General features: G+C 68.8%; 23 protein-coding genes and 2 riboswitches. Of the genes, 11 read left to right on the plus strand and 12 right to left on the minus strand.

Annotation, left to right across the window (positions count from 1 at the left end):
- The first annotated feature begins 6 nt into the window (after positions 1 to 6).
- Positions 7 to 1,467, plus strand: a complete 1,461-nt coding sequence (locus ABFX45_RS20830; protein WP_346131728.1) for an MFS transporter — start codon at positions 7 to 9, stop codon at positions 1,465 to 1,467.
- On the opposite strand, the gene ABFX45_RS20835 is transcribed toward ABFX45_RS20830, so the two are convergent.
- The gene (locus ABFX45_RS20835) at positions 1,441 to 2,445 is read right to left on the minus strand and encodes a threonine ammonia-lyase (RefSeq protein WP_346131810.1); all 1,005 of its coding nucleotides are present in this window, start codon (positions 2,443 to 2,445) and stop codon (positions 1,441 to 1,443) included. The two genes, ABFX45_RS20830 and ABFX45_RS20835, sit on opposite strands and share 27 nt — an antisense overlap.
- Positions 2,445 to 3,377, minus strand: a complete 933-nt coding sequence (locus tag ABFX45_RS20840; protein WP_346131729.1) for a threonine ammonia-lyase — start codon at positions 3,375 to 3,377, stop codon at positions 2,445 to 2,447. The genes ABFX45_RS20835 and ABFX45_RS20840 overlap by 1 nt, the downstream gene beginning before the upstream one ends.
- Positions 3,378 to 3,440: 63 nt before the next feature.
- On the opposite strand from ABFX45_RS20840, the gene ABFX45_RS20845 reads away from it, so the two are divergent.
- Positions 3,441 to 3,935 (plus strand): hypothetical protein, encoded by a 495-nt coding sequence (locus tag ABFX45_RS20845; RefSeq protein ID WP_346131730.1) that lies wholly within the window; start codon positions 3,441 to 3,443, stop codon positions 3,933 to 3,935.
- Between the two features lie 516 nt (positions 3,936 to 4,451).
- On the plus strand, positions 4,452 to 5,447 hold the full coding sequence (locus ABFX45_RS20850) for a S1 family peptidase (RefSeq protein WP_325049753.1): 996 nt from the start codon (positions 4,452 to 4,454) through the stop codon (positions 5,445 to 5,447).
- Here the strand turns inward: ABFX45_RS20850 and ABFX45_RS20855 are convergent.
- Positions 5,444 to 6,205, minus strand: coding sequence for a dioxygenase family protein (locus ABFX45_RS20855; RefSeq protein ID WP_346131731.1), 762 nt, complete (start codon positions 6,203 to 6,205; stop codon positions 5,444 to 5,446). The two genes, ABFX45_RS20850 and ABFX45_RS20855, sit on opposite strands and share 4 nt — an antisense overlap.
- A gap of 31 nt (positions 6,206 to 6,236) precedes the next feature.
- Positions 6,237 to 6,878, minus strand: a complete 642-nt coding sequence (thiE, locus tag ABFX45_RS20860; protein ID WP_109631475.1) for a thiamine phosphate synthase — start codon at positions 6,876 to 6,878, stop codon at positions 6,237 to 6,239.
- A gap of 26 nt (positions 6,879 to 6,904) precedes the next feature.
- A riboswitch (TPP riboswitch) is annotated at positions 6,905 to 7,016 on the plus strand.
- Between thiE and ABFX45_RS20865 the strand changes: the two genes are divergently transcribed.
- The 4 genes from ABFX45_RS20865 to ABFX45_RS20880 all read left to right on the plus strand — a co-directional run bounded on the left by ABFX45_RS20865 (position 7,011) and on the right by ABFX45_RS20880 (position 9,597).
- A complete protein-coding gene (locus tag ABFX45_RS20865; RefSeq protein WP_109633099.1) occupies positions 7,011 to 7,964 on the plus strand; it encodes an FAD-dependent oxidoreductase in 954 nt (317 codons plus the stop codon). Its footprint overlaps the riboswitch before it by 6 nt.
- Positions 7,961 to 8,161, plus strand: coding sequence for a sulfur carrier protein ThiS (thiS, locus tag ABFX45_RS20870; protein ID WP_109631478.1), 201 nt, complete (start codon positions 7,961 to 7,963; stop codon positions 8,159 to 8,161). Before ABFX45_RS20865 ends, thiS begins: the two co-directional genes overlap by 4 nt.
- A gap of 1 nt (position 8,162) precedes the next feature.
- Positions 8,163 to 8,918: a thiazole synthase gene (thiG, locus tag ABFX45_RS20875; RefSeq protein WP_109631480.1), complete on the plus strand. Its 756-nt coding sequence runs from the start codon at positions 8,163 to 8,165 to the stop codon at positions 8,916 to 8,918.
- A 235-nt stretch (positions 8,919 to 9,153) separates the two neighbouring features.
- On the plus strand, positions 9,154 to 9,597 hold the full coding sequence (locus tag ABFX45_RS20880) for a MarR family winged helix-turn-helix transcriptional regulator (RefSeq protein WP_233439171.1): 444 nt from the start codon (positions 9,154 to 9,156) through the stop codon (positions 9,595 to 9,597).
- 36 nt (positions 9,598 to 9,633) lie between these two features.
- Here ABFX45_RS20880 and ABFX45_RS20885 read toward each other — a convergent pair whose 3' ends face one another.
- A complete protein-coding gene (locus tag ABFX45_RS20885) occupies positions 9,634 to 10,122 on the minus strand; it encodes a DUF5956 family protein (RefSeq protein WP_346131732.1) in 489 nt (162 codons plus the stop codon).
- A 51-nt stretch (positions 10,123 to 10,173) separates the two neighbouring features.
- Positions 10,174 to 10,602 (minus strand): SRPBCC domain-containing protein, encoded by a 429-nt coding sequence (locus ABFX45_RS20890; protein ID WP_109631488.1) that lies wholly within the window; start codon positions 10,600 to 10,602, stop codon positions 10,174 to 10,176.
- A 59-nt stretch (positions 10,603 to 10,661) separates the two neighbouring features.
- Between ABFX45_RS20890 and ABFX45_RS20895 the strand changes: the two genes are divergently transcribed.
- Complete coding sequence (locus ABFX45_RS20895; protein ID WP_346131733.1) at positions 10,662 to 11,207, plus strand: TetR/AcrR family transcriptional regulator; 546 nt, start codon at positions 10,662 to 10,664, stop codon at positions 11,205 to 11,207.
- Here ABFX45_RS20895 and thiD read toward each other — a convergent pair.
- The 4 genes from thiD to ABFX45_RS20915 all read right to left on the minus strand — a co-directional run bounded on the left by thiD (position 11,150) and on the right by ABFX45_RS20915 (position 15,046).
- The gene (thiD, locus tag ABFX45_RS20900) at positions 11,150 to 11,968 is read right to left on the minus strand and encodes a bifunctional hydroxymethylpyrimidine kinase/phosphomethylpyrimidine kinase (RefSeq protein WP_109631491.1); all 819 of its coding nucleotides are present in this window, start codon (positions 11,966 to 11,968) and stop codon (positions 11,150 to 11,152) included. The genes ABFX45_RS20895 and thiD overlap by 58 nt on opposite strands.
- A complete protein-coding gene (gene thiC, locus ABFX45_RS20905; protein ID WP_346131734.1) occupies positions 11,965 to 13,620 on the minus strand; it encodes a phosphomethylpyrimidine synthase ThiC in 1,656 nt (551 codons plus the stop codon). The genes thiD and thiC overlap by 4 nt, the downstream gene beginning before the upstream one ends.
- Positions 13,610 to 13,734: riboswitch (TPP riboswitch) on the minus strand. Its footprint overlaps the gene before it by 11 nt.
- A gap of 171 nt (positions 13,735 to 13,905) precedes the next feature.
- Positions 13,906 to 14,232 carry a hypothetical protein gene (locus ABFX45_RS20910; protein ID WP_170154729.1) on the minus strand — a complete coding sequence of 109 codons (327 nt, stop codon included), beginning with the start codon at positions 14,230 to 14,232 and terminating at the stop codon, positions 13,906 to 13,908.
- Positions 14,233 to 14,443: 211 nt separating this feature from the next.
- Complete coding sequence (locus tag ABFX45_RS20915) at positions 14,444 to 15,046, minus strand: LysE family translocator (protein ID WP_109631501.1); 603 nt, start codon at positions 15,044 to 15,046, stop codon at positions 14,444 to 14,446.
- An 86-nt stretch (positions 15,047 to 15,132) separates the two neighbouring features.
- On the opposite strand from ABFX45_RS20915, the gene ABFX45_RS20920 reads away from it, so the two are divergent.
- Entirely contained in the window at positions 15,133 to 16,074 is a 942-nt protein-coding gene (locus ABFX45_RS20920; RefSeq protein WP_346131735.1) for an aldo/keto reductase, read from the plus strand.
- Here ABFX45_RS20920 and ABFX45_RS20925 read toward each other — a convergent pair.
- Complete coding sequence (locus tag ABFX45_RS20925; protein WP_109631509.1) at positions 16,071 to 16,649, minus strand: peptide deformylase; 579 nt, start codon at positions 16,647 to 16,649, stop codon at positions 16,071 to 16,073. The two genes, ABFX45_RS20920 and ABFX45_RS20925, sit on opposite strands and share 4 nt — an antisense overlap.
- A 108-nt stretch (positions 16,650 to 16,757) precedes the next feature.
- Between ABFX45_RS20925 and ABFX45_RS20930 the strand changes: the two genes are divergently transcribed.
- Together ABFX45_RS20930 and ABFX45_RS20935 are read left to right on the plus strand one after the other, a co-directional pair.
- Positions 16,758 to 17,036 (plus strand): DUF3263 domain-containing protein, encoded by a 279-nt coding sequence (locus ABFX45_RS20930; protein WP_109633103.1) that lies wholly within the window; start codon positions 16,758 to 16,760, stop codon positions 17,034 to 17,036.
- 305 nt (positions 17,037 to 17,341) lie between these two features.
- Positions 17,342 to 17,635, plus strand: a complete 294-nt coding sequence (locus ABFX45_RS20935) for a LytR C-terminal domain-containing protein (RefSeq protein WP_325051021.1) — start codon at positions 17,342 to 17,344, stop codon at positions 17,633 to 17,635.
- Between the two features lie 58 nt (positions 17,636 to 17,693).
- On the opposite strand, the gene ABFX45_RS20940 is transcribed toward ABFX45_RS20935, so the two are convergent.
- The gene (locus ABFX45_RS20940) at positions 17,694 to 19,847 is read right to left on the minus strand and encodes an AAA family ATPase (RefSeq protein WP_109633105.1); all 2,154 of its coding nucleotides are present in this window, start codon (positions 19,845 to 19,847) and stop codon (positions 17,694 to 17,696) included.
- Positions 19,848 to 19,911 lie beyond the last annotated feature (64 nt).

Consider the following 19,911-nt stretch of genomic DNA (forward strand, 5'->3'; position numbering starts at 1 on the left):
CGGCGCATGATCACCTGGGGTACGCCGCGTGCCCGCGCGGTGCTGGCCACGACGATCCTCGGTTCGGGCATGGCGATGCTCGACGGGACGATCGTCAACGTGGCGCTGCCCCGGATCGGCGCGGAGCTGACCGCGTCGGTCACGGACCTGCAGTGGATCCTGAACGGGTACCTGCTCGCGCTCGCCTCGCTGATCCTGATCGCGGGGTCGCTGGGGGATCGGTTCGGGCGGCGCCGGGTCTACGTGATCGGGGTGATCTGGTTCGGCGTCGCCTCGCTGTTGTGCGGTGCGGCGTGGAGCGTGCCGGTGCTGGTGGCTGCTCGGGTGCTGCAGGGTGTGGGCGCGGCGCTGCTGACGCCAGGTGCGTTGGCGATCTTGCAGGCGTCGTTCAACCGGGAGGACCGGTCGCGGGCCATCGGCGCGTGGTCGGGGCTTTCCGGTGTCGCCACGGCCGTTGGGCCGCTCGTCGGCGGACTGCTGGTGCAGGCGTGGTCGTGGCGGCTCGCGTTCCTGGTGAACCTGCCGGTGGCCGCCTTGTGCGTGTGGATGGCGCTGCGGTTCGTGCCGGAGTCCCGTGACGACTCCGCCGGCCACCCCAACTACCTGTCGGCGCTGGTGGGCGCCGTGGGCCTCGCCTTGTTGACAGGTGGGATCGTTGAACAATCCTACATTGTGACAATCCTCGGCCTGGTCGCGCTGGTGGCGTTCGGCGTGCTGCAGAAGCGGTCGGCCGACCCGCTGGTCCCCCTAGAATTGTTCAACAATAGAACGTTCCTACTTTCCAACATCCTGACGTTCCTCGTCTACGCGGCCCTCGGCGGCGTCATGGTCCTGCTGGTCCTGCAGCTGCAGATCTCCCTCGGCTACTCGCCGACGGCGTCGGGCCTGGCCAGCGTGCCGATCACGATCATCATGCTGCTGGCGTCCTCGACGTCCGGCAAGATCGCCCAGCGCCACGGTCCGCGCCTGCAGCTGATCGTCGGCCCCCTCCTGGTGGGCCTCGGCATGCTGTTGCTGCGAGGAGCCGAGCCGGGCGCCTCTTACTTGTCCGGCGTACTGCCGGGCGTCCTGGTGTTCGGCATCGGCCTGGCAGTGGTGGTCGCCCCGGTGACGGCAACCGTGCTCGCCTCGGCCCCCGACCACCACGCGGGCGTCGCGTCCGGCGTGAACAACGCCGTGGCCCGCACCGGCAGCCTCCTCGCGATGGCCGTGCTGCCCGCGGCCGTCGGCCTGACGGGCGACGACTACGCCAACCCGGCGGTCATGACCGCCGGCTGGCAGATGGCCCTGGTGCTGTGCGCCGTCGCGTCGATCATCGGCGGACTGCTGGCCATCGGCATCGACAACCGAGTGCTGTCCGCGGCGCCGGAACAGCAGGACTGCCCGCACCCCGGCGAGTGCCTGCACTGCGGCGTGGAGGGCCCGCCGACGCACATCAGGTCAGGCGGCGAGCAGGTGCACCGCTGACCGGTTTCGCAGCGGGTGAGGACCGGTGGCGGGCCCGGCTGGGCACGCTCGGTCAGACCCGCGCTGTGAGAGCCGCGCTGTGAGAGCCGCCGCCAGCAGCTCGGGGTCGACGTTGCCGCCGGACACGACCGCAACCCCGCTACCGAACTTCGCCTGAGCCGCCACCGCGACCGCGCCACTGGGCTCGGCAACGAGCCGGGCACGGCGAGCCAGATCGGCCACCGAGGCCAGGATCTCGTCCTCGGACACGGTGATCACGTCGTCCACGAGCTCAGAGATGTGCTCCCACGTCAGCGCGGACGGCTCGTCCCGCAACGCGTCCGCCACCGTGCGCGCGCGGTCAACCGGGTCCCAGCGCACCAGCGAGCCCGCGCGCAGCGAGTCCGCGATGTCGGCGGCCAGCGCTGGCTCTGCGCCGATCACCCGGACGTCGGGGCTCAGGGTCTTGATCGCCGTGGCCACACCGGAGATCAGCCCGCCACCGGACATCGGCACCACGACGGCGTCGACGTCCGGCACGTCCGCCAGGATCTCCAGGCCGATGGTGCCCTGCCCGGCGATCACGTCGGGGTGGTCGAACGGCGGGATAAGTGCCGCGCCGCGTTCGGCGACCAGAGCCTCGGCGCGCTCGACGCGTTCGGTGATGCCGACGATGAAGACCTCGGCTCCCAGCGCCCGCGTGGCCTCGACCTTCACCGCCGGGGTGTTGGACGGCATCACGATCGCCGCGGGCGCGCCGTGCAGGCGGGCCGCGTAGGCGACGGCCTGGGCGTGGTTGCCGCTGGAGTAGGCGACCACGCCGCGCGAGCGGTTTTCCAGGCGCGCCAGGGCGTTCAGCGCGCCGCGGAGTTTGAACGCGCCGATCGGTTGCAGTGACTCCGGCTTGAGCCAGCGCCCGGCACCGAACGGCAGCAGCGGCGTGCGCACCACGTGGGGCGCGATCACCGTTGCCGCCGCGCGGATGTCGTCCAGCGAGATCACGGGTTGACCAGGGACGCGAACAGCGCGGGTTCGATGTTGCCGCCCGACACGACCGCCACGGCCGGGCCGGCGGGCAGCGAGCGGTTCAGGTACGCCGCAACGGGAACCGCGCCGCTCGTCTCGGACACGACGCGGGTGCGGCGGGCGATTTCCTTCACCGCGGCGCGGACTTCGTCCTCGGTCACGGTCACGATGTCGTCGACGTACTCGCGGATGTGCGCGAAGGTCAGCTCGGACGGTTCGGCGCGCAGGCCGTCGGCGATGGTGCGGGCACGGTCGTGGGCGTCCCAGCGGACCAGCGAACCCGCGGCGAACGAGGCGGCGGCGTCGGCGGCCAGTTCGGGTTCGACGCCGATCACACGGACGTTGGGGCGCAAGGACTTCACGGCCGTTGCCACGCCGGCGATCAGGCCACCGCCGCTCACCGGCACGAGGATCGTGGCCACGTCGGGGAGATCCGCGCAGATCTCCAGGCCGATGGTGCCCTGGCCGGCGATCACGTCGGGGTGGTCGAACGGCGGGATCAGCGTGGCGCCGCGTTCCTCGACCAGTTCGGCGGCGCGCGACTCGCGTTCGGTGATGCCCACGACGAACACCTCGGCGCCCCAGGCGCGCGTGGCGTCGATCTTCAGCTGTGGCGTGTTCGACGGGACGACGATCGCCGCGGGCATGCCCAGAAGTGAAGCGGCGTAAGCGACTGCTTGCGCGTGGTTACCGCTCGAGTACGCCACGACACCACGGGCGCGGTCCTCGGAAGGTATGCGGGACAACGCGTTCACCGCGCCGCGCTGCTTGAAGGCGCCGACCGGTTGCAGGCACTCGGGCTTGATCCACAGTCCGGAGTCGAACGACAGCAGCGGGGTGTGAACGACGTGCGGGGCAATCGTGGCGGCGGCCGCGTGGACGTCTTCGAGAGTCACCAAGCGCATGTGTCGATGATGCACGTCACCGGCGCACAACCGGTGAACTGTGCCCGACGTCCCACAAGTGTCATGGCTGAGAAGGAGAAGATCACCCCCGTCAAGCTCGTCGCGAGTGTGCTCGCCGCCGTCACCGCGGCTGTGCTGAGCCTTCGCCTCAACGTCGTCGGCACCATCATCGGCGCGGCTCTCGCGAGTGTGGTGACCACAGTGGGCGCCGTGCTCTATCAACGGTCGATGGAGCGCGAAAAGCGTTGGCAGGTAATCGCGGTCGGCGGCCTGCTCGCCTTCGTGGTGACCGTCCTCACCGTCACGAGCGTTCAGCTCGTCACCGGCAAACCGACGTCGGCGGACCCCGCGACACCAACGACGAGCACGAGCATCCACACCGAGACGCACACCGAGACGACGAAGACCGAAACGATCACCGTGACGGCCCCGCCGACCACGTCCGGTCAGTCGCCCACCGAAAGCACCACGACGACCGGACCGCCGACCTCGTCGACAGGATCCCGACAGCCGACCGACAGCTCGATGCCGCCGTCAACTGTCGACCCCATTCGGTGATCACGTCACTACTTTGAGCGATAGTTAACTGTCAATTGCTACGCACCGCAGTTGATCTGTCGTGAGCTGTGACACACTTCGTCCACGGTCGAGGTTGGGCGTAATAGATAACAGGCCCATAACGTCACTCGATCGGGCGAAGGATCGGTCCGAAAGAGACCGGGAGGAGGGGCGCGATGAGGCTCGTGGCCGGACCACTTGAGCGCGGCGCCCCTGTCAGAACCAGGAGACAACCAAGGGTGGGAGGGGTGGGGCGACCCCTGCCGCCGCCCCACCACCCGTCCCCCTAGAGCCCCCGAGAGAGGTCCCTGCAACCGATCTCTCGGGTTCCCCTGCACCCGAAAGTGAGGGAGACGTCTGATGAACCGCACGAGTGCGGCCCGTATTACCGGTGCCGTTCTGCTCGCCACCGGAGTCGTGACTGCTCTCAGCGTACCGGCGTTTGGCGCCCCTGCCGCACCGGTCGCCCCAACCGGTTCCGACACGGAGAGCTACCCGGCCGAATTGCTCCAAGCGGTGGAACGTGATTTGGGCCTGAACGCTGACCAGGCACGCGTCCGGTTGGCCACTGACCAGAAGTCGAGCGAAATCGTCGAGCAAGCGAAGGCGTCGTTGGGCGACGCGTTCGGCGGAGCGTGGATCGACCAGGCGAGCGGCAAGCTGACCGTCGCGGTGACCAAGTCGGGACTCTCCGTGAGCGGCGCCGACGTCAAGGTCGTCAAGAACTCGCTCACCCAGCTCAACGGCACCAAGTCGGTGCTCGACCTCATGAGCGCTCCCCAGTCGGTCACCAGCTGGCGCGTGGACGAGAAGTCCAACGCCGTCGTGATCGAGGTCAACCGCAACACCCGTGACGCCGCGGCCGAGCAGTTCATCGCTACCGCGAAGTCCATCAACTCGGCCGTCACGGTCGAAGAGGTGACCGAGAACCCGACGCCGCTGTACGACCTGCGCGGCGGCGACGCCATCTACATGGGCGGCGGCCGCTGCTCACTGGGCTTCTCGGTGTCCGGCGGTTACGTGACCGCGGGCCACTGCGGCAGGGCCGGCACCGCTGTCTCCGGCTACAACCGGGTCGCGCAGGGCACGTTCGCGGGCTCGGTCTTCCCCGGCAGCGACATGGCGCACGTCCGCACCAACGCCAACTGGACCCCGCGGCCGTGGGTCAACCGCTACGGCGGCGCGAACATCATCGTCCGCGGTTCCACCGAAGCCGCTGTCGGCGCGCAGATCTGCCGCTCCGGCTCGACCACCGGCTGGCGCTGCGGCACCGTCCAGGCCAAGAACCAGACCGTGAACTACCCGCAGGGCACCGTCCGCGGCCTCACCCGCACCAACGCGTGCGCGGAGCCCGGTGACTCCGGTGGCTCGTGGGTGGCGGGCTCCGGCTTCGGCCAGGCCCAGGGCGTGACGTCCGGTGGATCGGGCAACTGCTCGTCCGGCGGCACCACGTTCTTCCAGCCGGTCAACCCGATCCTGTCGCGCTACGGCCTGACCCTCACGCGCGGCTAACTGAACTGCACCGACCGTTTCGAGAGCCCGTACCAGAAGCCTTCAACGCTGGTACGGGCTTTCTCGTCGCTCGCAGCGCCCAGTGCCACGAACAACGGCGCGAAGTGCTCAGTCCTCGGATGTGCGATTCCGGCGGCCGGAGCCTTCTGCTGGAAGTCCAGCAACGCGTCCACGTCGCCGGTGGAGAGCATCTGGTTGGCCCAGTCGTCGAACTCGGCAGACCACGACGGCGGCTCGTAGTCCGGTCCGGCGGGGAAGTTCACGCAGCTCAGGTTGTGCGTCATGAACCCGCTGCCGACGATCAGAACGTTCTTGTCCCGCAACGGCGCGAGCTTGCGGCCGATCTCGTGCAGCCGCCGCGGGTCGAGCGTGGGCAGCGACATCTGCAGCACCGGCACGTCGGCCGCGGGGAACATCTCCTTGAGCGGCACGTAGGCGCCGTGGTCGAGACCGCGTTCGGCGTCCTGCTCGACGTGCCCGCCGAGGAGCTTGCGGACGTCGTCGGCGAGCCCGGGCGCGCCCGGCGCCTCGTACGTGACCTCGTAGTACCGCTGCGGGAAACCCCAGAAGTCGTAGACCAGCGGCACGGTCTCGGTCGCACCGATGGTCGCCGGCGCCTCCTCCCAGTGCGCGGAGACCATGAGCACGGCCTCCGGGCGCGGGAGGGTGGCGGACCAGTCCTTGAGCTCTCTGGTCCACGTCTCGTCGTCAGCCAGCGGGGGTGCCCCGTGGCTCAGGTACAGCACAGGTGCGCTCACGTCATCGAGCGTACGCCTGTTTGTTCAAATTTCAACTACTAAGTTCAACTTTGAACGACTCGGCGGCGGCCTTGGGGTCCTCGGCGTCGGTGATGGCCCGCACGACGACCACGCGTGTGGCTCCCGCGGCCTTGACCTCGTGGAGGTTCTGCAGGTCGATGCCGCCGATCGCGAACCACGGCCGCCGCACGCCCTTCGTGGCACGGACGAGGTCGAGCCCCGGTGCGGGACGTCCCGGCTTGGTCGGCGTCGGCCAGCACGGACCCGTGCAGAAGTAGTCCACGCCGTGCTGCGTCGCCGCCGCCTGCATCTGGTCCACGTCGTGCGTGGAGCGCCCGATGACGACCTCCTCGCCGACGACGTGACGCGCGCACGAGACCGGCAGGTCGTCCTGGCCGAGGTGCAGCACGTCCGCCCTGACCGCGTACGCGATGTCCGCTCGGTCGTTCACGGCGAGGAGCTTGCCGTGCGCGGCACAGGCTTCCGCGAGCACCTCGAGGGCGGCGATTTCCTGCTTCGCCTCGAGTGACTTGTCCCGCAACTGGATGATGTCGACCCCGCCGGCGAGCGCCGCATCGGCGAACTCGGCCAGATCAGGCCGGTTCGGCGTACAGAGGTAGAGCGTCGCGTCGGCGAGTCGTTGCCTGATCAGGTTTCCGTCGAGTCCTGGCACGCTCGCACCGTAACCGTTATGTTGGTGTCGGTCCGCACGGGAGCCTGGAGAAGACCGGGCTGAGAGGGAGCGTGGTTCGCTCCGACCGTCGAACCTGATCCGGGTCATGCCGGCGCAGGGAGCGTGAATGCCTTGACTGTGGAAGTGTCCGTGCGGGGTGGCGGTGTCATCGGCCTGTCCGTCGCGTTGGCCGCGGCACGGGCCGGCTACTCGGTTTCCGTTTCCGACGAGGGCTCGCCGCACGCGGGCTCACGGGTCGCGGGCGGCATGCTCGCCCCGCTCACGGAGGCGTGGCCCGGCGAGGAAGCCGTGGTGGCGCAGGGTGTCGAGGCACTGGCGATGTGGCCTGCCTTCGCGTCGTCGATCGGTGTCGAACTGTTCACCGCGGGCACTCTCGCGGTCGGCACCCAGCCCGGTGATCTCGCCGACCTGCGGCACGCGGGGGAGTTGCTGACCTCACGGGAGATCCGCGCATTGGAACCGTCGCTGGGGCCTGCGGTCCGTGGCGGTGTGTACGCGTCGGGTGACCTCGCGGTCGACAACCGCGCGTTGCTTTCCGCTTTGTGGAAGGCATGCGTGGAAGCAGGTGTGCGGTCCGATGTGGACGGAAAGGTGCAGGTGATCGCCGCCGGCGCGTGGAGCGGCCGGCTGCACCCCGCGTTGCGCGACGTCATCCGCCCGGTGAAGGGCGAGATCCTCAGGCTCACGCATCGGCCAGGTGCCCTGCCGCCGCCGAAGCACACGATCCGCGCGCTGGTCTCCGGCCGGCCGGTGTACCTGGTTCCGCGCGACGACGGCCTGGTGGTCGGCGCCACCCAGTACGAGGCGGGCTTCGACACCGACGTGACGGTCGCCGGCGTGCGGGACCTGTTGCGGGACGCGGAAACCGTGCTGCCGGGCATCGCCGAATACGCGCTGACCGAGACCGCCGTCGGGTTCCGCGCGGGCAGCCCCGACAACGTCCCGGTCGTGCGCTGGCTCGAACCCGGCGTGATCGCCGCGACCGGCCACCACCGCAACGGTCTCCTGCTCGCCCCGCACACCGCTCGTCTCGTGGTCGAGCTGCTCAAGGGAGGAAGCTCGTGAAAGCACAGGTCAACGGCACTTCTCGGGACTTGGCCGACGGCACGTCGGTCGCCGCCGTGGTGTCGCTGGTGGGGGCACCCGAGAAGGGGGTTGCCGTCGCACTGGACGGCGCCGTGGTGCCGAGGGCGTTGTGGGACAAGACGATCGTGCCGGACGGCGGCGTGGTCGAGGTGCTGACCGCGGTCCAGGGAGGCTGACGTGGACGATCCGCTGATCATCGCGGGCCGGGAGTTCCGGTCCAGGCTCATCACCGGCACCGGCGGTGCCGCGAACCTCTCCGTGCTGGAGCGGGCTCTGGTGGCCTCGGGCACCGAGCTGACCACCGTGGCCATGCGCCGGGTCGACTCGGCGGGTCAGACCGGCGTGCTGGAGTTGTTGCGGCGACTGGGGATCGAGGTCCTGCCGAACACCGCGGGCTGCCGCACGTCCGCCGAGGCCGTGCTGACCGCGCAGCTCGCCCGTGAGGCGCTGGAGACGAACTGGGTGAAGCTGGAGGTCGTCCACGACGAGGAGACCCTGCTGCCGGACCCGGTCGAGCTCCTCGACGCGGCCGAGCGGCTCGTCGACGACGGCTTCGTGGTCCTGCCCTACACCAACGACGACCCGGTGCTCGCGCGCAAGCTCGAGGACATCGGCTGTGCGACGGTGATGCCGCTCGGCTCGCCGATCGGGACGGGCCTGGGCATCCGCAACCCGCACAACATCGAGCTGATCACGTCCCGCGCCTCGGTGCCGGTGGTGCTCGACGCCGGGATCGGAACGGCGTCCGACGCCGCGCTGGCGATGGAGCTGGGCTGCTCGGCGGTGTTGCTCGCGACCGCCGTGACCAGGGCCGATGATCCGGAACGGATGGCGGCGGCCATGCGGTGCGCGGTCGAGGGCGGGCGGCTCGCGCGGCTGGCAGGCCGGATTCCGCAACGGTTCTGGGCCCAGGCGTCCTCGCCCAGCCGGTAGGCGGAAAGAAGTCCGCGTTCTGCGGAATTCCGGTCAGCACCCGTCCGGGGTGGCCGGCTACGGCGACGAGGTGCATCGGGTTTCCTCCTTTGTGAGTGGGAAATTCACCATGGAGGCGCTGGATCCGTTCTGGCTCTTCGCCAGAACTCGACGACGAGGAGCCGCTACCTTGGGTACACACGTGCTGGGGGATGATTGACCATTACCTGAAATCCGCCGAGGAGGACGACTAGCCGTGACGGCCCCCATTGACGCCGAGGTCGAGGACGCGACCGCGCGTCTGTACCTGGCGATCGGCCGGCTGGCCCGGTTGCTGCGACGCACCGGTTCCCCCGGACTCGGCCCCGGCGCGGTCTCCGCGCTCGCCACGCTCGCGAGGTGCGGTCCCATGCGCCTCGGCGACCTGGCGAACAAGGAAGGCGTGGCGCCCCCGACGTTGTCCCGCATCGTCGCCGCACTGGTCGAGGCCGGGTACGTGAAGCGGGAACCCGACCCGCAGGACGGCCGCGCGTGGCTCGCGACGCCCACGCCGGAGGGCGAGACGATGGTCTCCGGTGTGCGGTCCGCGCGGGTGCGTGAGCTGCAACGGCGGATCGAGCAGCTCACGCCCGAGCACGTGGCGGCGCTCGTGAACGCGTTGGACGCGCTGGAGACCCTGGTCGGAGAAGAGTCGAAGTAGCCGAACCGGCCACCTGCCTCAGAGCAGTGGGGCGGCTTATTCGGCTGTTCGACCGAAGTCGGCGAGTGCGGCTCGGGCCACGCGGCGTACATCGACCGGAAGGCCGGTGGTGTCCTTCGCGATGATGGCCCGTTCCAGCTCCTTCAGGCCACTGCGCGTGGGTGGGACCTTCAGGTACCACGCGAATCCGCGCGGTCGTGGCGGAATGCCGGCCTCGGCAAGATAGTCGTTGACGGACTCTTCGATGACGTCCTGGTCTTCCTCGGTTCGCGGAACTGTTCGCTGTTCCGCGATGACGCGCGAATTCCCGGCACGTGTCCGTTCCACGACGTGGTAGGCGGACACGTCGTCGGCGATCCTGCCCGCGAGCTCAGGACCCGCCTCCCACGCGATCGTCGCTCCCCATCCGTTGTCCGGCAACAGGGCGTAATGCAGGGAGCCGACGTGGATCTCCTTCTTCGCGGGCTCGGTCCGGGCGGTGACGGGCTCAGTCGGGAGAACGGGGAAGTCGTCCCATGAGTGCATGTCACGCTCCTGAGGGATGCCGGGAGCCGGTGGCCCCCGACACCCTACGTCTCAACTCGTCGGCCTGTCGGAGAAGAGCCGAAGCAGCGCCTGGTTGAAGGCGTCGAACTCCGCGACGAGCACGTCACGGGTCTGCGCCAGCACGCCGGCGGCCATCGTGCCGGTGAACGACTCCGCGTTCACCAGGTGCGTGCCGCCGTCGACCTCCGTGAGCTCCCAGCGGTGGCGGCCGAAGAACGTCCCCTGCTCGCCACCCTGGGACGCCAGCGAGTAAGGATCCATCGAGGTGATCTCGCCCTCGAAGTCGCGTTCGAACGGCGTGCCCTTGGCCGCCTTCACCTTCGTCTTCATCCCGTCCACCTGCGTGTACTCCATGACGGGGTTCCAGTCGGCGTAGCCGGCGAAGTCCACCAGCACCCGCCACACGTCATCCACCGGCGCGGGGATGACCAGCTCTGTCCTGACCTCATTTTCCTGCATGGTTGTTCAGCTTAATGGTGGCGGCTACTCTTTTTCCCATCGTCGGGATCAAGGGACAGGTGCAGCAGCGCGGCGTCGAGCGACGTCGCGAGATCGTCGACGCCGCGATCGAGCTGTTCGGCGTCAACGGGTACGCGGGCACGGGCGTCGCGGCCATCGCGAAGAAGGCGGGCGTCACGCCGTCCGCGGTGATCCACCACTTCGGGTCGAAGGAGAACCTGCTCAAGGCGGTTCTGGACGAGTTCGACGCACGGGCCGCAGCGCGCGTCTCCTCGAAAGATCTCGTGACGGCGTTGCTCGAGGACGCCGAACACACCATGGCGCACAAGGGTTTGGCGACGCTGCACACAGTCCTGCAGGCCGAGCACCTGGCGCGCGACGACGAGATCACGCGGCGCTTCCGGGAACGCAACCGGCTCCTGCGCCGGCACTTCGCCGAAGTGCTCTCGGACGCAGGAGCCGTGGAGCTGATCGCGTTCCTGGAAGGTGCCCTGACGGTCTGGCTGCTCGATCCCGAGACGACCGACCTCAAGGCGATGTACGCCCGCTACCTGTCGAGCCTCCAGAGCGGCGACACCGGGCCCACACCGGCGCCCAGCGGGTAGGCGGCGGCGACCGACCGGACGATGAAGTCCTTGCCGAACCGCACGGCTTCCGGCACCGTCGCACCCTTCGCGAGCGCCGAGCTGATCGACGACGCGAGAGTGTCGCCGCTGCCGTGCGTGTGCTTGACGTCGTAGCGCGGGCCAGGCAGCTCGATGAACTCCCTGCCGTCGTACAGCAGGTCGAGGCACTCCGGGTCGTCCCACATGTGGCCGCCCTTCACGAGCACCCACTCCGGACCCATGGCGTGCAAGGCGACCGCGGCCTCACGCTGGTCCGCGCGGTCCTTCACCGCGAGACCGGTGATCAGCCGCACCTCGTCGAGGTTCGGCGTGACCAGCGTTGCGCGCGGGAAGAGCAGGCCCCGCAACGCGTCCAGCGCCGAGTCCGCCAGCAGCTGGTCGCCGTGCATCGACGCCGACACCGGGTCGACGACGAACGGGGTCTTCGCGCCCCGCCCGATCCCGACCCTGTCCAGCGCGGGCGTGATCGCCTCGATGATGGCAGCGGTTGCCAGCATGCCGGTCTTCGCGGCCTGCAGCCCGATGTCCTCGGCCACCGAAACGATCTGCGCCGCAACGGTTTCCGCCGGAATCTCGGCGACGCCCGTGACGCCGAGCGAGTTCTGGACCGTCACGGCGGTCAGTGCGACGCAGCCGTGCACTCCGCACGCGAAGAGCGTGCGGAGGTCGGCCTGGATGCCCGCACCACCGCCGGAATCGCTTCCGGCGATGGTGAGGACCCGAGGAGGTGTTGCTGTCACGTCGTTTCCACCACTGGCAGGTAGACCTTGTTCCCGGTGTCGGCGAACTCGTCGGACTTCTCCGCCATGCCCGCCTCGATCGCCTCCACAGTGGACAGTCCGCGTTCCTCGGCGTAGCGCCGCACGTCCTGCGTGATCTTCATGGAGCAGAACTTCGGCCCGCACATCGAGCAGAAGTGCGCCGTCTTCGCCGGTTCCGCGGGAAGCGTCTCGTCGTGGAACGAGCGCGCGGTGTCCGGGTCGAGCGACAGGTTGAACTGGTCCTCCCAGCGGAACTCGAAGCGCGCCTTGGACAGCGCGTCGTCCCAGTCCTGGACGCCGGGGTGACCCTTGGCGAGGTCGGCGGAGTGCGCCGCGATCTTGTACGTGATCACGCCGGTCTTCACGTCGTCCCGGTCCGGCAGGCCGAGGTGCTCCTTCGGCGTGACGTAGCAGAGCATCGCGGTGCCCAGCCAGCCGATCTGCGCCGCGCCGATCGCGGACGTGATGTGGTCGTACGCCGGCGCGATGTCCGTGGCCAGCGGGCCGAGGGTGTAGAACGGCGCCTCGCCGCACCACTCCTCTTCCAGCCGCACGTTCTCGGCGATCTTGTGCATCGGCACGTGGCCGGGGCCCTCGATCATGACCTGGACGTCCTTGGCGCGCGCGATGTGCGTGAGCTCGCCCAGGGTCCTCAGCTCGGCGAACTGCGCCTCGTCGTTGGCGTCCGCGATGGAACCCGGCCGCAGCCCGTCACCCAGCGAGAACGTCACGTCGTACTCGCGCAGGATGTCGCAAAGCTCCTCGAAGTGGGTGTAGAGGAAGCTCTCCTTGTGGTGCGCGAGGCACCACGCGGCCATGATCGAACCGCCGCGCGAGACGATGCCGGTGACGCGCTTGGCCGTGAGCGGCACGTACCGCAGCAGCACGCCCGCGTGCACCGTCATGTAGTCGACGCCCTGCTCGCACTGCTCGATCACCGTGTCGCGGTAGACCTCCCACGACAGCTTCGCCGGATCGCCGTTCACCTTCTCCAGCGCCTGGTAGATCGGCACGGTGCCCACGGGCACGGGGGAGTTGCGCAGGATCCACTCGCGCGTCTCGTGGATGCGCTTGCCGGTGGACAGGTCCATGATCGTGTCGGCACCCCAGCGGGTCGCCCACACCATCTTCTCGACCTCGTCCTCGATCGACGACGACACGGCGGAGTTGCCGATGTTGGCGTTGATCTTCACGAGGAACTTCTTGCCGATGATCATCGGCTCGGCCTCGGGGTGCTTGCGGTTCAACGGAATGACCGCACGCCCGATGGCCACCTCGTTGCGCACGAACTCCGCGTCGAGGTTCTCGCGCGCCGCGATGTAGCGCATCTCCGGGGTGATGATCCCGGCCTTCGCGTACGCGAGCTGGCTGACAGCTCCGTTGATCGGTTCCCGTGCGGCGATCCACTCCGCCCGTCCAGCTGGCAGTCCACTGTGGACGTCGATCACCGCGTTGTCGTCGGTATACGGACCGGAAGTGTCGTACAGATCGACATGTTCGCCGTTGGTCAGTTCCACCCTGCGGAAAGGCACCCGGATGTCAGGAGCGACTTCGCGGTACACCTTGCGGGAGCCCGAGATCGGGCCGGTGGTCACACTGGGTTTGACCGAACGGTCGTCAAGTGCCGTCACGACATTCCTCCCTACGCCGGCATTACCCGGTCAGGTTCAGGCGGTCGGTGACACCGGCACTACAGCCAGTCACCCTCTCAGCCCGCTCAGGCGCGAGCTCCCGCGTTGTGTTGAGTTGTCGAGACCCGACCATAGTCAGCGCGCGCCACAGCTGCCAAGGGCGCCCTTTGCCCCTAATCTCTTCCAGGTGGCGGATCATCAGCCGTTCCCGCCCGGCGCGCGTCGCGGTCAACGTCCCGCCGTGGTCTCCGCATGCCCTTCGTGCGGAGAACTCGCAGGTCGTGGCTATCCCGACTGCGGTTTCTGCGCCGAGCTGCTCGACCAGTTCTGGCTCGCGGACTGGGAGGCCCTGCGGATGTCGTCGCAGCTCGCCGACCGGGAACTGGCCGAGCTGGTGGTCTCCTCCGACGTCGGCGAGTACCCGTGGACGTGCGTGGACTGGGCGATGACGCTGCTGGCGTGTTCGAGGTGCGGTGCCGAGCTCGGCACCGGACCGGTCGAGTGCGTGCGGTGCGCCGTCACGGAGGAGCGCCGGTGGAGCTGGGACCACGCGGCGCATCCGAACACCATGAGCGCGAACGAGCACCTTTTACGGGTCGCCCGCGCGGCCATGCGCGCACCTCACCGGCGCCGGCCCGCGGTGGTCCAGGCCTGGCGGCTGGTGCTGCCGTTCCTCATCGCCGGCGAGGTGATCGAGTTCGGCCGTCTGGACCGGGTTCGCGCGCACGTGCTGGCCGGTGGCTACGCGTCGATGGCCGCGTGCCACACCATGGCTGAGCTGGCCGGACTGCCCGAGCTGTTCTGGCGCCGGGGCAACCCGATCTCAACGCGGGTCGAGTACCAGCCGGATTCCGAGCGCCAGCAGCACGCCGCCCGACAGCTTCTCGAGCGCGGGACGGACCCGCGGGCGGGCGAGCCAGCCGCGGATGGTGTGCAGGATCGACACGATGATCAGGTACCAGAAGGTGTCAATGACGACCCAGAACGCGGCGAGGAAGAGCAGAACCCCCTGGCCGGCCTGCCCAGCAGGCACGAACTGCGGTAGGAACGAGATCGCGAACACGCCGAGCTTCGGGTTGGCCAGGTTCACGACCAGTCCACTGCGGAAGGCGTGACTGGCGGGCGGAGGTTCCGCGGACGGCAGGCTCTTGCTGATCAGCGCCTTGACACCCAGGTAGATCAGGAACACCGCGCCGGCGATCCGAAGCCCGTGGTAGGCGATCTCGGACGCCGTGAGCAGCACCGAGATGCCCAGCGCCGCGGCGATCGCCCAGCACGCGACGCCGACCTCCATGCCGAACACCGTCGCCAGCGCGGCTTTTCGTCCGTGCACCGACTGTCGCAGGACCATGGCCGTACCGGGTCCTGGCGACAGTGCGATGAGGAACGAGGCCGCGATGAAGGCGACGAGGTTGTCCAGTGGCATGCCTTGATGGTCGCCGATGAGAGCAATTTTATTTTCCTGGAAGTGGGCTTGACCTGGAGCGCGCTCCAGGATGTTCGGTAGGACCCATGACAGAGCTGGACAACGTGAAGCTGGGTTTCGGAACGTGGGCCATGGGAGGGCCGTTCCTGGGGCCGGACGGATCGCAGGTCGGCTGGGGACCGGCCGACGACGCCGAGTCGGTGAAGGCGCTGCAGCGATCGTTCGAGCTGGGCGTGCGACTGTTCGACACGGCCGACGTCTACGGCTGCGGGCACTCGGAGACGCTGGTGGGGCAAGCGTTTGCGTCCGTGCGTGACGACGTGCTGATCGCGACCAAGTGGGGTTGCGGGTTCGACGCCGCCACCCGCCGGATGACCGGGAACGAAGGATCGGTCGAGTACCTGCGCCGCGCCGTCGAGGGGTCGTTGCGGCGACTGGGCACCGACCGGATCGACCTGTACCAGCTGCACATCGGGGACCTGCCGCTGGAGGACGCCGCGCTGCTGAGGGACGAGTGCGAGGCGCTGGTCGCCGCAGGCAAGATCCGCGCGTACGGCTGGAGCACCGACGACGTCGAGCGGGCGCGTTTCTTCGCGGCCGGAGAGCACGGGGTGGCCGCTCAGGCCGACATCAACGTGCTGTTCGACAACCCGGAGATGTACGCGGGGGAGTACGCCGTGCTGTGCCGTCGTCCGCTCGCGATGGGTCTGCTCGCGCGGGAGACGTTCTCGGCGTTGCCGGCCGACGACGTGCGCGTCACGAACCCGTCGTGGCTGCGCTTCTTCGTCGACGGGAAGCCTTCGCCGGAGTACTTCCAGGCGCGGGAGGCCGTGCGGGACGTGCTGACGTCAGGCGGCCGGACGCTGGTCCAGGGCGCGCTGGCGTGGTTCTGGGCGCGTTCCCCTCGCCTGATCCCGATTCCGGGCGTCCGGACGGTGGCTCAGGTCGAGGAGAACGCGGCTGCGCTGGAGTTCGGGCCGTTGACGGCCGAGGAGCTGGCCCAGGTGGAGTCGGTGCTCCGCCCCTAGTCCTCGTCGTCCACGAAGTTCGAGGGGTCGGCCGGGTCCCAGGAAAGGCCCGGCTGGCCCCACTCGTTGTCGCGCAGCATCCGCTTCGACTCCTTCTTGTACCGGCCGACGAGGCGGTCGATGTAGAGGTAGCCGTTGAGGTGGTCGGTCTCGTGCTGCAGGCAGCGCGCGAAGAACCCGGTGCCCTCGACCTCGAACGGCTGCCCGTCGACGTCCTGCCCGGTCACCTTCGCCCAATGGGCGCGTCCGGTCGGGTACGCCTCACCCGGCACCGACAGGCAGCCCTCGAAGTCGTCGTCCGGATCCGGCATGGTCTCCGGGATCTCGGAGGTCTCCAGCACGGGGTTGCAGATCACGCCGCGGTGCTGGTTGCCCTCGTCATCAGGGCAGTCGTAGACGAACACCCGCAGGTCGACACCGATCTGGTTGGCCGCGAGGCCGACTCCCTGAGCAGCTGCCATCGTCTCGAACATGTCGTCGACGAGCGTCTTCAGCTCGGTGTCGAACTCCGTGACCTCGCGCGTCGGGTTGTGGAGCACGGGGTCGCCAACGATGCAGATGCGGTGCACGGCCATGGTCAGACTTTAAGCCGTCCAAAACTGTCGGTGTCGCGCGGTAGGTTGGAACGATCACGTGATTGAATTGCCCACACCTGAGATGGTGTGGCGACCGTGGGGAGCCAGATGGATCACGCCGAGGCGCTTGCTACCGCTGATGGGCTGACCAGCCGCGAACGCACGATGCTCGCGTTCGAGCGTCAGTGGTGGAAGTACTCGGGGTCCAAGGAACAGGCCATCAGGGAACTGTTCGACATGTCGGCCACCCGCTACTACCAGCTGCTGAACGGCCTCATCGAGAAGGAAGCCGCACTGGCTGCCGACCCGATGCTGGTCAAGCGGCTGCGCGGCGTGCGGACAGGCCGCGCCAGGGTTCGTGCACGCGCCAGGAGCACCGAGGACTGATGACCTCCCCCGAGTCCGCAAGCCCGTCCCGTCCGGCAAAGGCCGCCGGCTTCGCTCTGCTGGGTGTAGCCGCGGTGGCTTTGATCATCGGTGTCGTCAGCCTCTTCGGTGGAGGGTCTGACACACCGCCCTCCGCTGAGGGGAGCTCCACCGCGCCTCCGGCTCAGACCGGGTCTGAGCCGCCTTCCACACCGTCGTCGGCGCCCGCGGGGACGACCACCACGGTTCCGCCGACCACCACTGTGCCGCCCACGTCTTCTGCCGCGGTGCCGCCGCCTCCCGTTACGCAGCCTGGGGCTGCGAAGGTGCCGGTTCGGGTTTACAACAACTCGACCATCACCGGTTTGGCGGTCAAGGCTGCGGACGATGTCCGGGCCAACGGGTGGAATGTCGAGGGGACCGGGAACTACTCGCAGGGCACGATTCCCACTACGACCGTGTACTTCCGGCCTGGGACTGAGGAAGAGGCTTCTGCGAAGGAGCTGGCTTCGGTGTTGCGGGCTCGGGTTGAGCCTCGGTTTGACGGGATTCAGTCGTCCGCGCCCGGGATCATTTTGATCGTCACCAATGACTATCAGGGCGCTTCTAAGAACAAGTAGACGTTGATGAGGGGAGCTTTCCTCAACCCGAGGTTGAGGAAAGCTCCCCTCATCAACGTCAGCGGGCCGCTGCATAGGCCGCAAGCGAGGCCAGCTGTACCGGGTCCAGCGACGGGCGGACCACCTCGCGGGCCTTCGCCAGGTGGGCCTGGGTTACCTCGGCTGCCTCCAGCGACTCCCGCATTGCCGTCAGCGCTGCTTCTCGCACCAAAGCCGCGCAGTCTGCGGCCGAGTACCCCTCCAGCTCGCCGGCCAGGGCGGCCAGGTCCACGTCGTCTGTGAGTGGCGTGTTGCGCGATGCGGCCTTGAGGATCTCGGTGCGTGCGTCGGTGTCTGGCGGTGGCACGTAGACGAGGCGCTCCAAGCGGCCAGGACGCAGCAGCGCCGGGTCCAGCAGGTCGGGGCGGTTCGTTGCGCCGATCACCACCACGTCGCGGAGTGGTTCCACGCCGTCGAGTTCGGTCAGCAGGGCTGCCACTACTCGGTCTGCTACACCGGCGTCGGACGACTGGCCTCGGCGTGGGGCCAGGGCGTCCACCTCGTCCAGGAACACCAGGGCGGGGGCGGCGTCGGCGGCGCGGCGGAACAGTTCGCGGACTGCTCGTTCTGACTCGCCCACGAACTTGTCCATCAGTTCGGCGCCCTTGACGGTCAGGACGTTGAGCTGGCCTGAGCCTGCCAGGGCGCGCACCAGGAAGGTCTTGCCGCAGCCGGGAGGGCCGTAGAGCAGGACACCGCGCGGGGGAGCCACGCCCAGGCGGGCGAAGGAGTCCGGGTAGCGGAGAGGCCAGAGGGCTGCTTCGGTCAGGGCCTGCTTCACCTCGGTCATGTCGCCCACGTCGTCGAGGGTCAGTCCGCCGGTCTGGACGGTGTCGGACGCGGACATCGAGATGGGGCGGACGGTGTTCAGGGCGCCCAGCAGATCTTCTTGGCTCACGCGAGGTTCTGCCACTTCGCGCTGGCGCAGGGCTGCCCGGACCGCTGCCTCGCGGCGCAGGGCGCAGAGGTCGGCGGCCACGAAGCCCGGGGCGCGTTCGGCCACCGCACCGAAGTCCACATCGGACTCCAGTGGGACGTCGCGGAGCAGGACGCGCAACAGTTCGGTGCGGGTGGCGCCGTCCGGGAGCGGGAGGGTCAGTTCGCGGTCGACCAGATCGGGGGCTCGCAGGCGGGAGTCGACCGACTCGGCTCGGGCCGAGGTGACCACCAGGGCCAGGTTCGGGCGGGACACGGCCGTGCGGAGGATGTCCAGGACCACAGTGGCCACCGGAGGGGGTGACGCCGGTAGCAGGGCGTCGATGTCGGTGATCAGCAGGACCGTCGGTTGTTCCGGGACGCCGGCGATGGCGTCGCCCAGTTGCTTGGCCATCGCGCCCGGTTCCAGCACGGAGATGCTCGGCGCGGCCAGCTCCACGATCGACGCGTCCACGGAGCGGGCCACGGCTCGGACGAGGGTTGCCTTGCCGACGCCTTCCGGGCCGCTGACCATGGCCGCCAGGCGGGCCGAGGCGCCCAGGCGGGTCAGCAGTTCGGGTTGGCGGAACATCAGTTCCAGCCATTCGGTCAGGCGGCGGGCCTGGTCCTTCTGACCCACCAGGTCCGTCACCGGGAGCGCCTCGTGCTTTTCCTGCACCACAACGGGAGTCACCTCGGCGGCCGGGGCTGAGGCGGAGCGCCAGCCCACCACGCTCGACGGTTGCACTGCCACCGGGCCCGCTGGATCGGTCGAGGTGATGGTGATCAGCTCGTTTGTCCACGTCATGCCGATGGCGTTGGAGAGCTTGCGACGCGTTTCGGAGACGTTGGCGCCGGGCGGCGGCGCGAGGTCCTGGGGGAGCAGCGAGACGTTGTCGCCCACCGTCAACACCTTGCCGGTCAACGCCAATCGAACGTGATCGGGAGTCAGGGCGGTGGTGGCCAGGCGGGAGCCGGCGACGGTGATCGAGCGCGCACCCGCCACCTGGACCGGCGCCACGACGACTTCGGAGCCTTCGACCACGCCCAGGTTGGTCAGGGTGACGTCGTCGACGAGGACCACACCAGGCGGTTGTTCACCGGCGGCGGCCAGGGCGGCACTCACGCGGGCGCCGGTCAGTTTCACGGCGTCCCAGGCGCGCAGGCCCAAGGCGTCGAGCACCTCCGGGTGGAGGCGGACAACGCCGCGACGGGTGTCCAGTGCGGACGGGGACAGGCGAGCCGTCAGCGTGATCACGCCACGACTCTAGTTCCTCACGATGATCGTGCCGGGTGGTTGAGCCACCGCGGGCCGATCTGGA

Source organism: Lentzea roselyniae (assembly GCF_039537795.1).
GTDB classification, from domain to species: domain Bacteria; phylum Actinomycetota; class Actinomycetes; order Mycobacteriales; family Pseudonocardiaceae; genus Lentzea; species Lentzea atacamensis.

Coding starts and splice junctions, on each gene's coding strand:
- ABFX45_RS20830 (WP_346131728.1), top strand. CDS start 7: ATGATCACCTGGGGTACGCCGCGTGCCCGCGCGGTGCTGGCCACGACG.
- ABFX45_RS20885 (WP_346131732.1), bottom strand. CDS start 10,122: ATGCACTCATGGGACGACTTCCCCGTTCTCCCGACTGAGCCCGTCACC.
- ABFX45_RS20920 (WP_346131735.1), top strand. CDS start 15,133: ATGACAGAGCTGGACAACGTGAAGCTGGGTTTCGGAACGTGGGCCATG.
- ABFX45_RS20845 (WP_346131730.1), top strand. CDS start 3,441: ATGGCTGAGAAGGAGAAGATCACCCCCGTCAAGCTCGTCGCGAGTGTG.
- ABFX45_RS20915 (WP_109631501.1), bottom strand. CDS start 15,046: ATGCCACTGGACAACCTCGTCGCCTTCATCGCGGCCTCGTTCCTCATC.
- ABFX45_RS20930 (WP_109633103.1), top strand. CDS start 16,758: ATGGATCACGCCGAGGCGCTTGCTACCGCTGATGGGCTGACCAGCCGC.
- ABFX45_RS20890 (WP_109631488.1), bottom strand. CDS start 10,602: ATGCAGGAAAATGAGGTCAGGACAGAGCTGGTCATCCCCGCGCCGGTG.
- ABFX45_RS20910 (WP_170154729.1), bottom strand. CDS start 14,232: ATGGCCGCGCGGGCGACCCGTAAAAGGTGCTCGTTCGCGCTCATGGTG.
- ABFX45_RS20840 (WP_346131729.1), bottom strand. CDS start 3,377: ATGCGCTTGGTGACTCTCGAAGACGTCCACGCGGCCGCCGCCACGATT.
- ABFX45_RS20925 (WP_109631509.1), bottom strand. CDS start 16,649: ATGGCCGTGCACCGCATCTGCATCGTTGGCGACCCCGTGCTCCACAAC.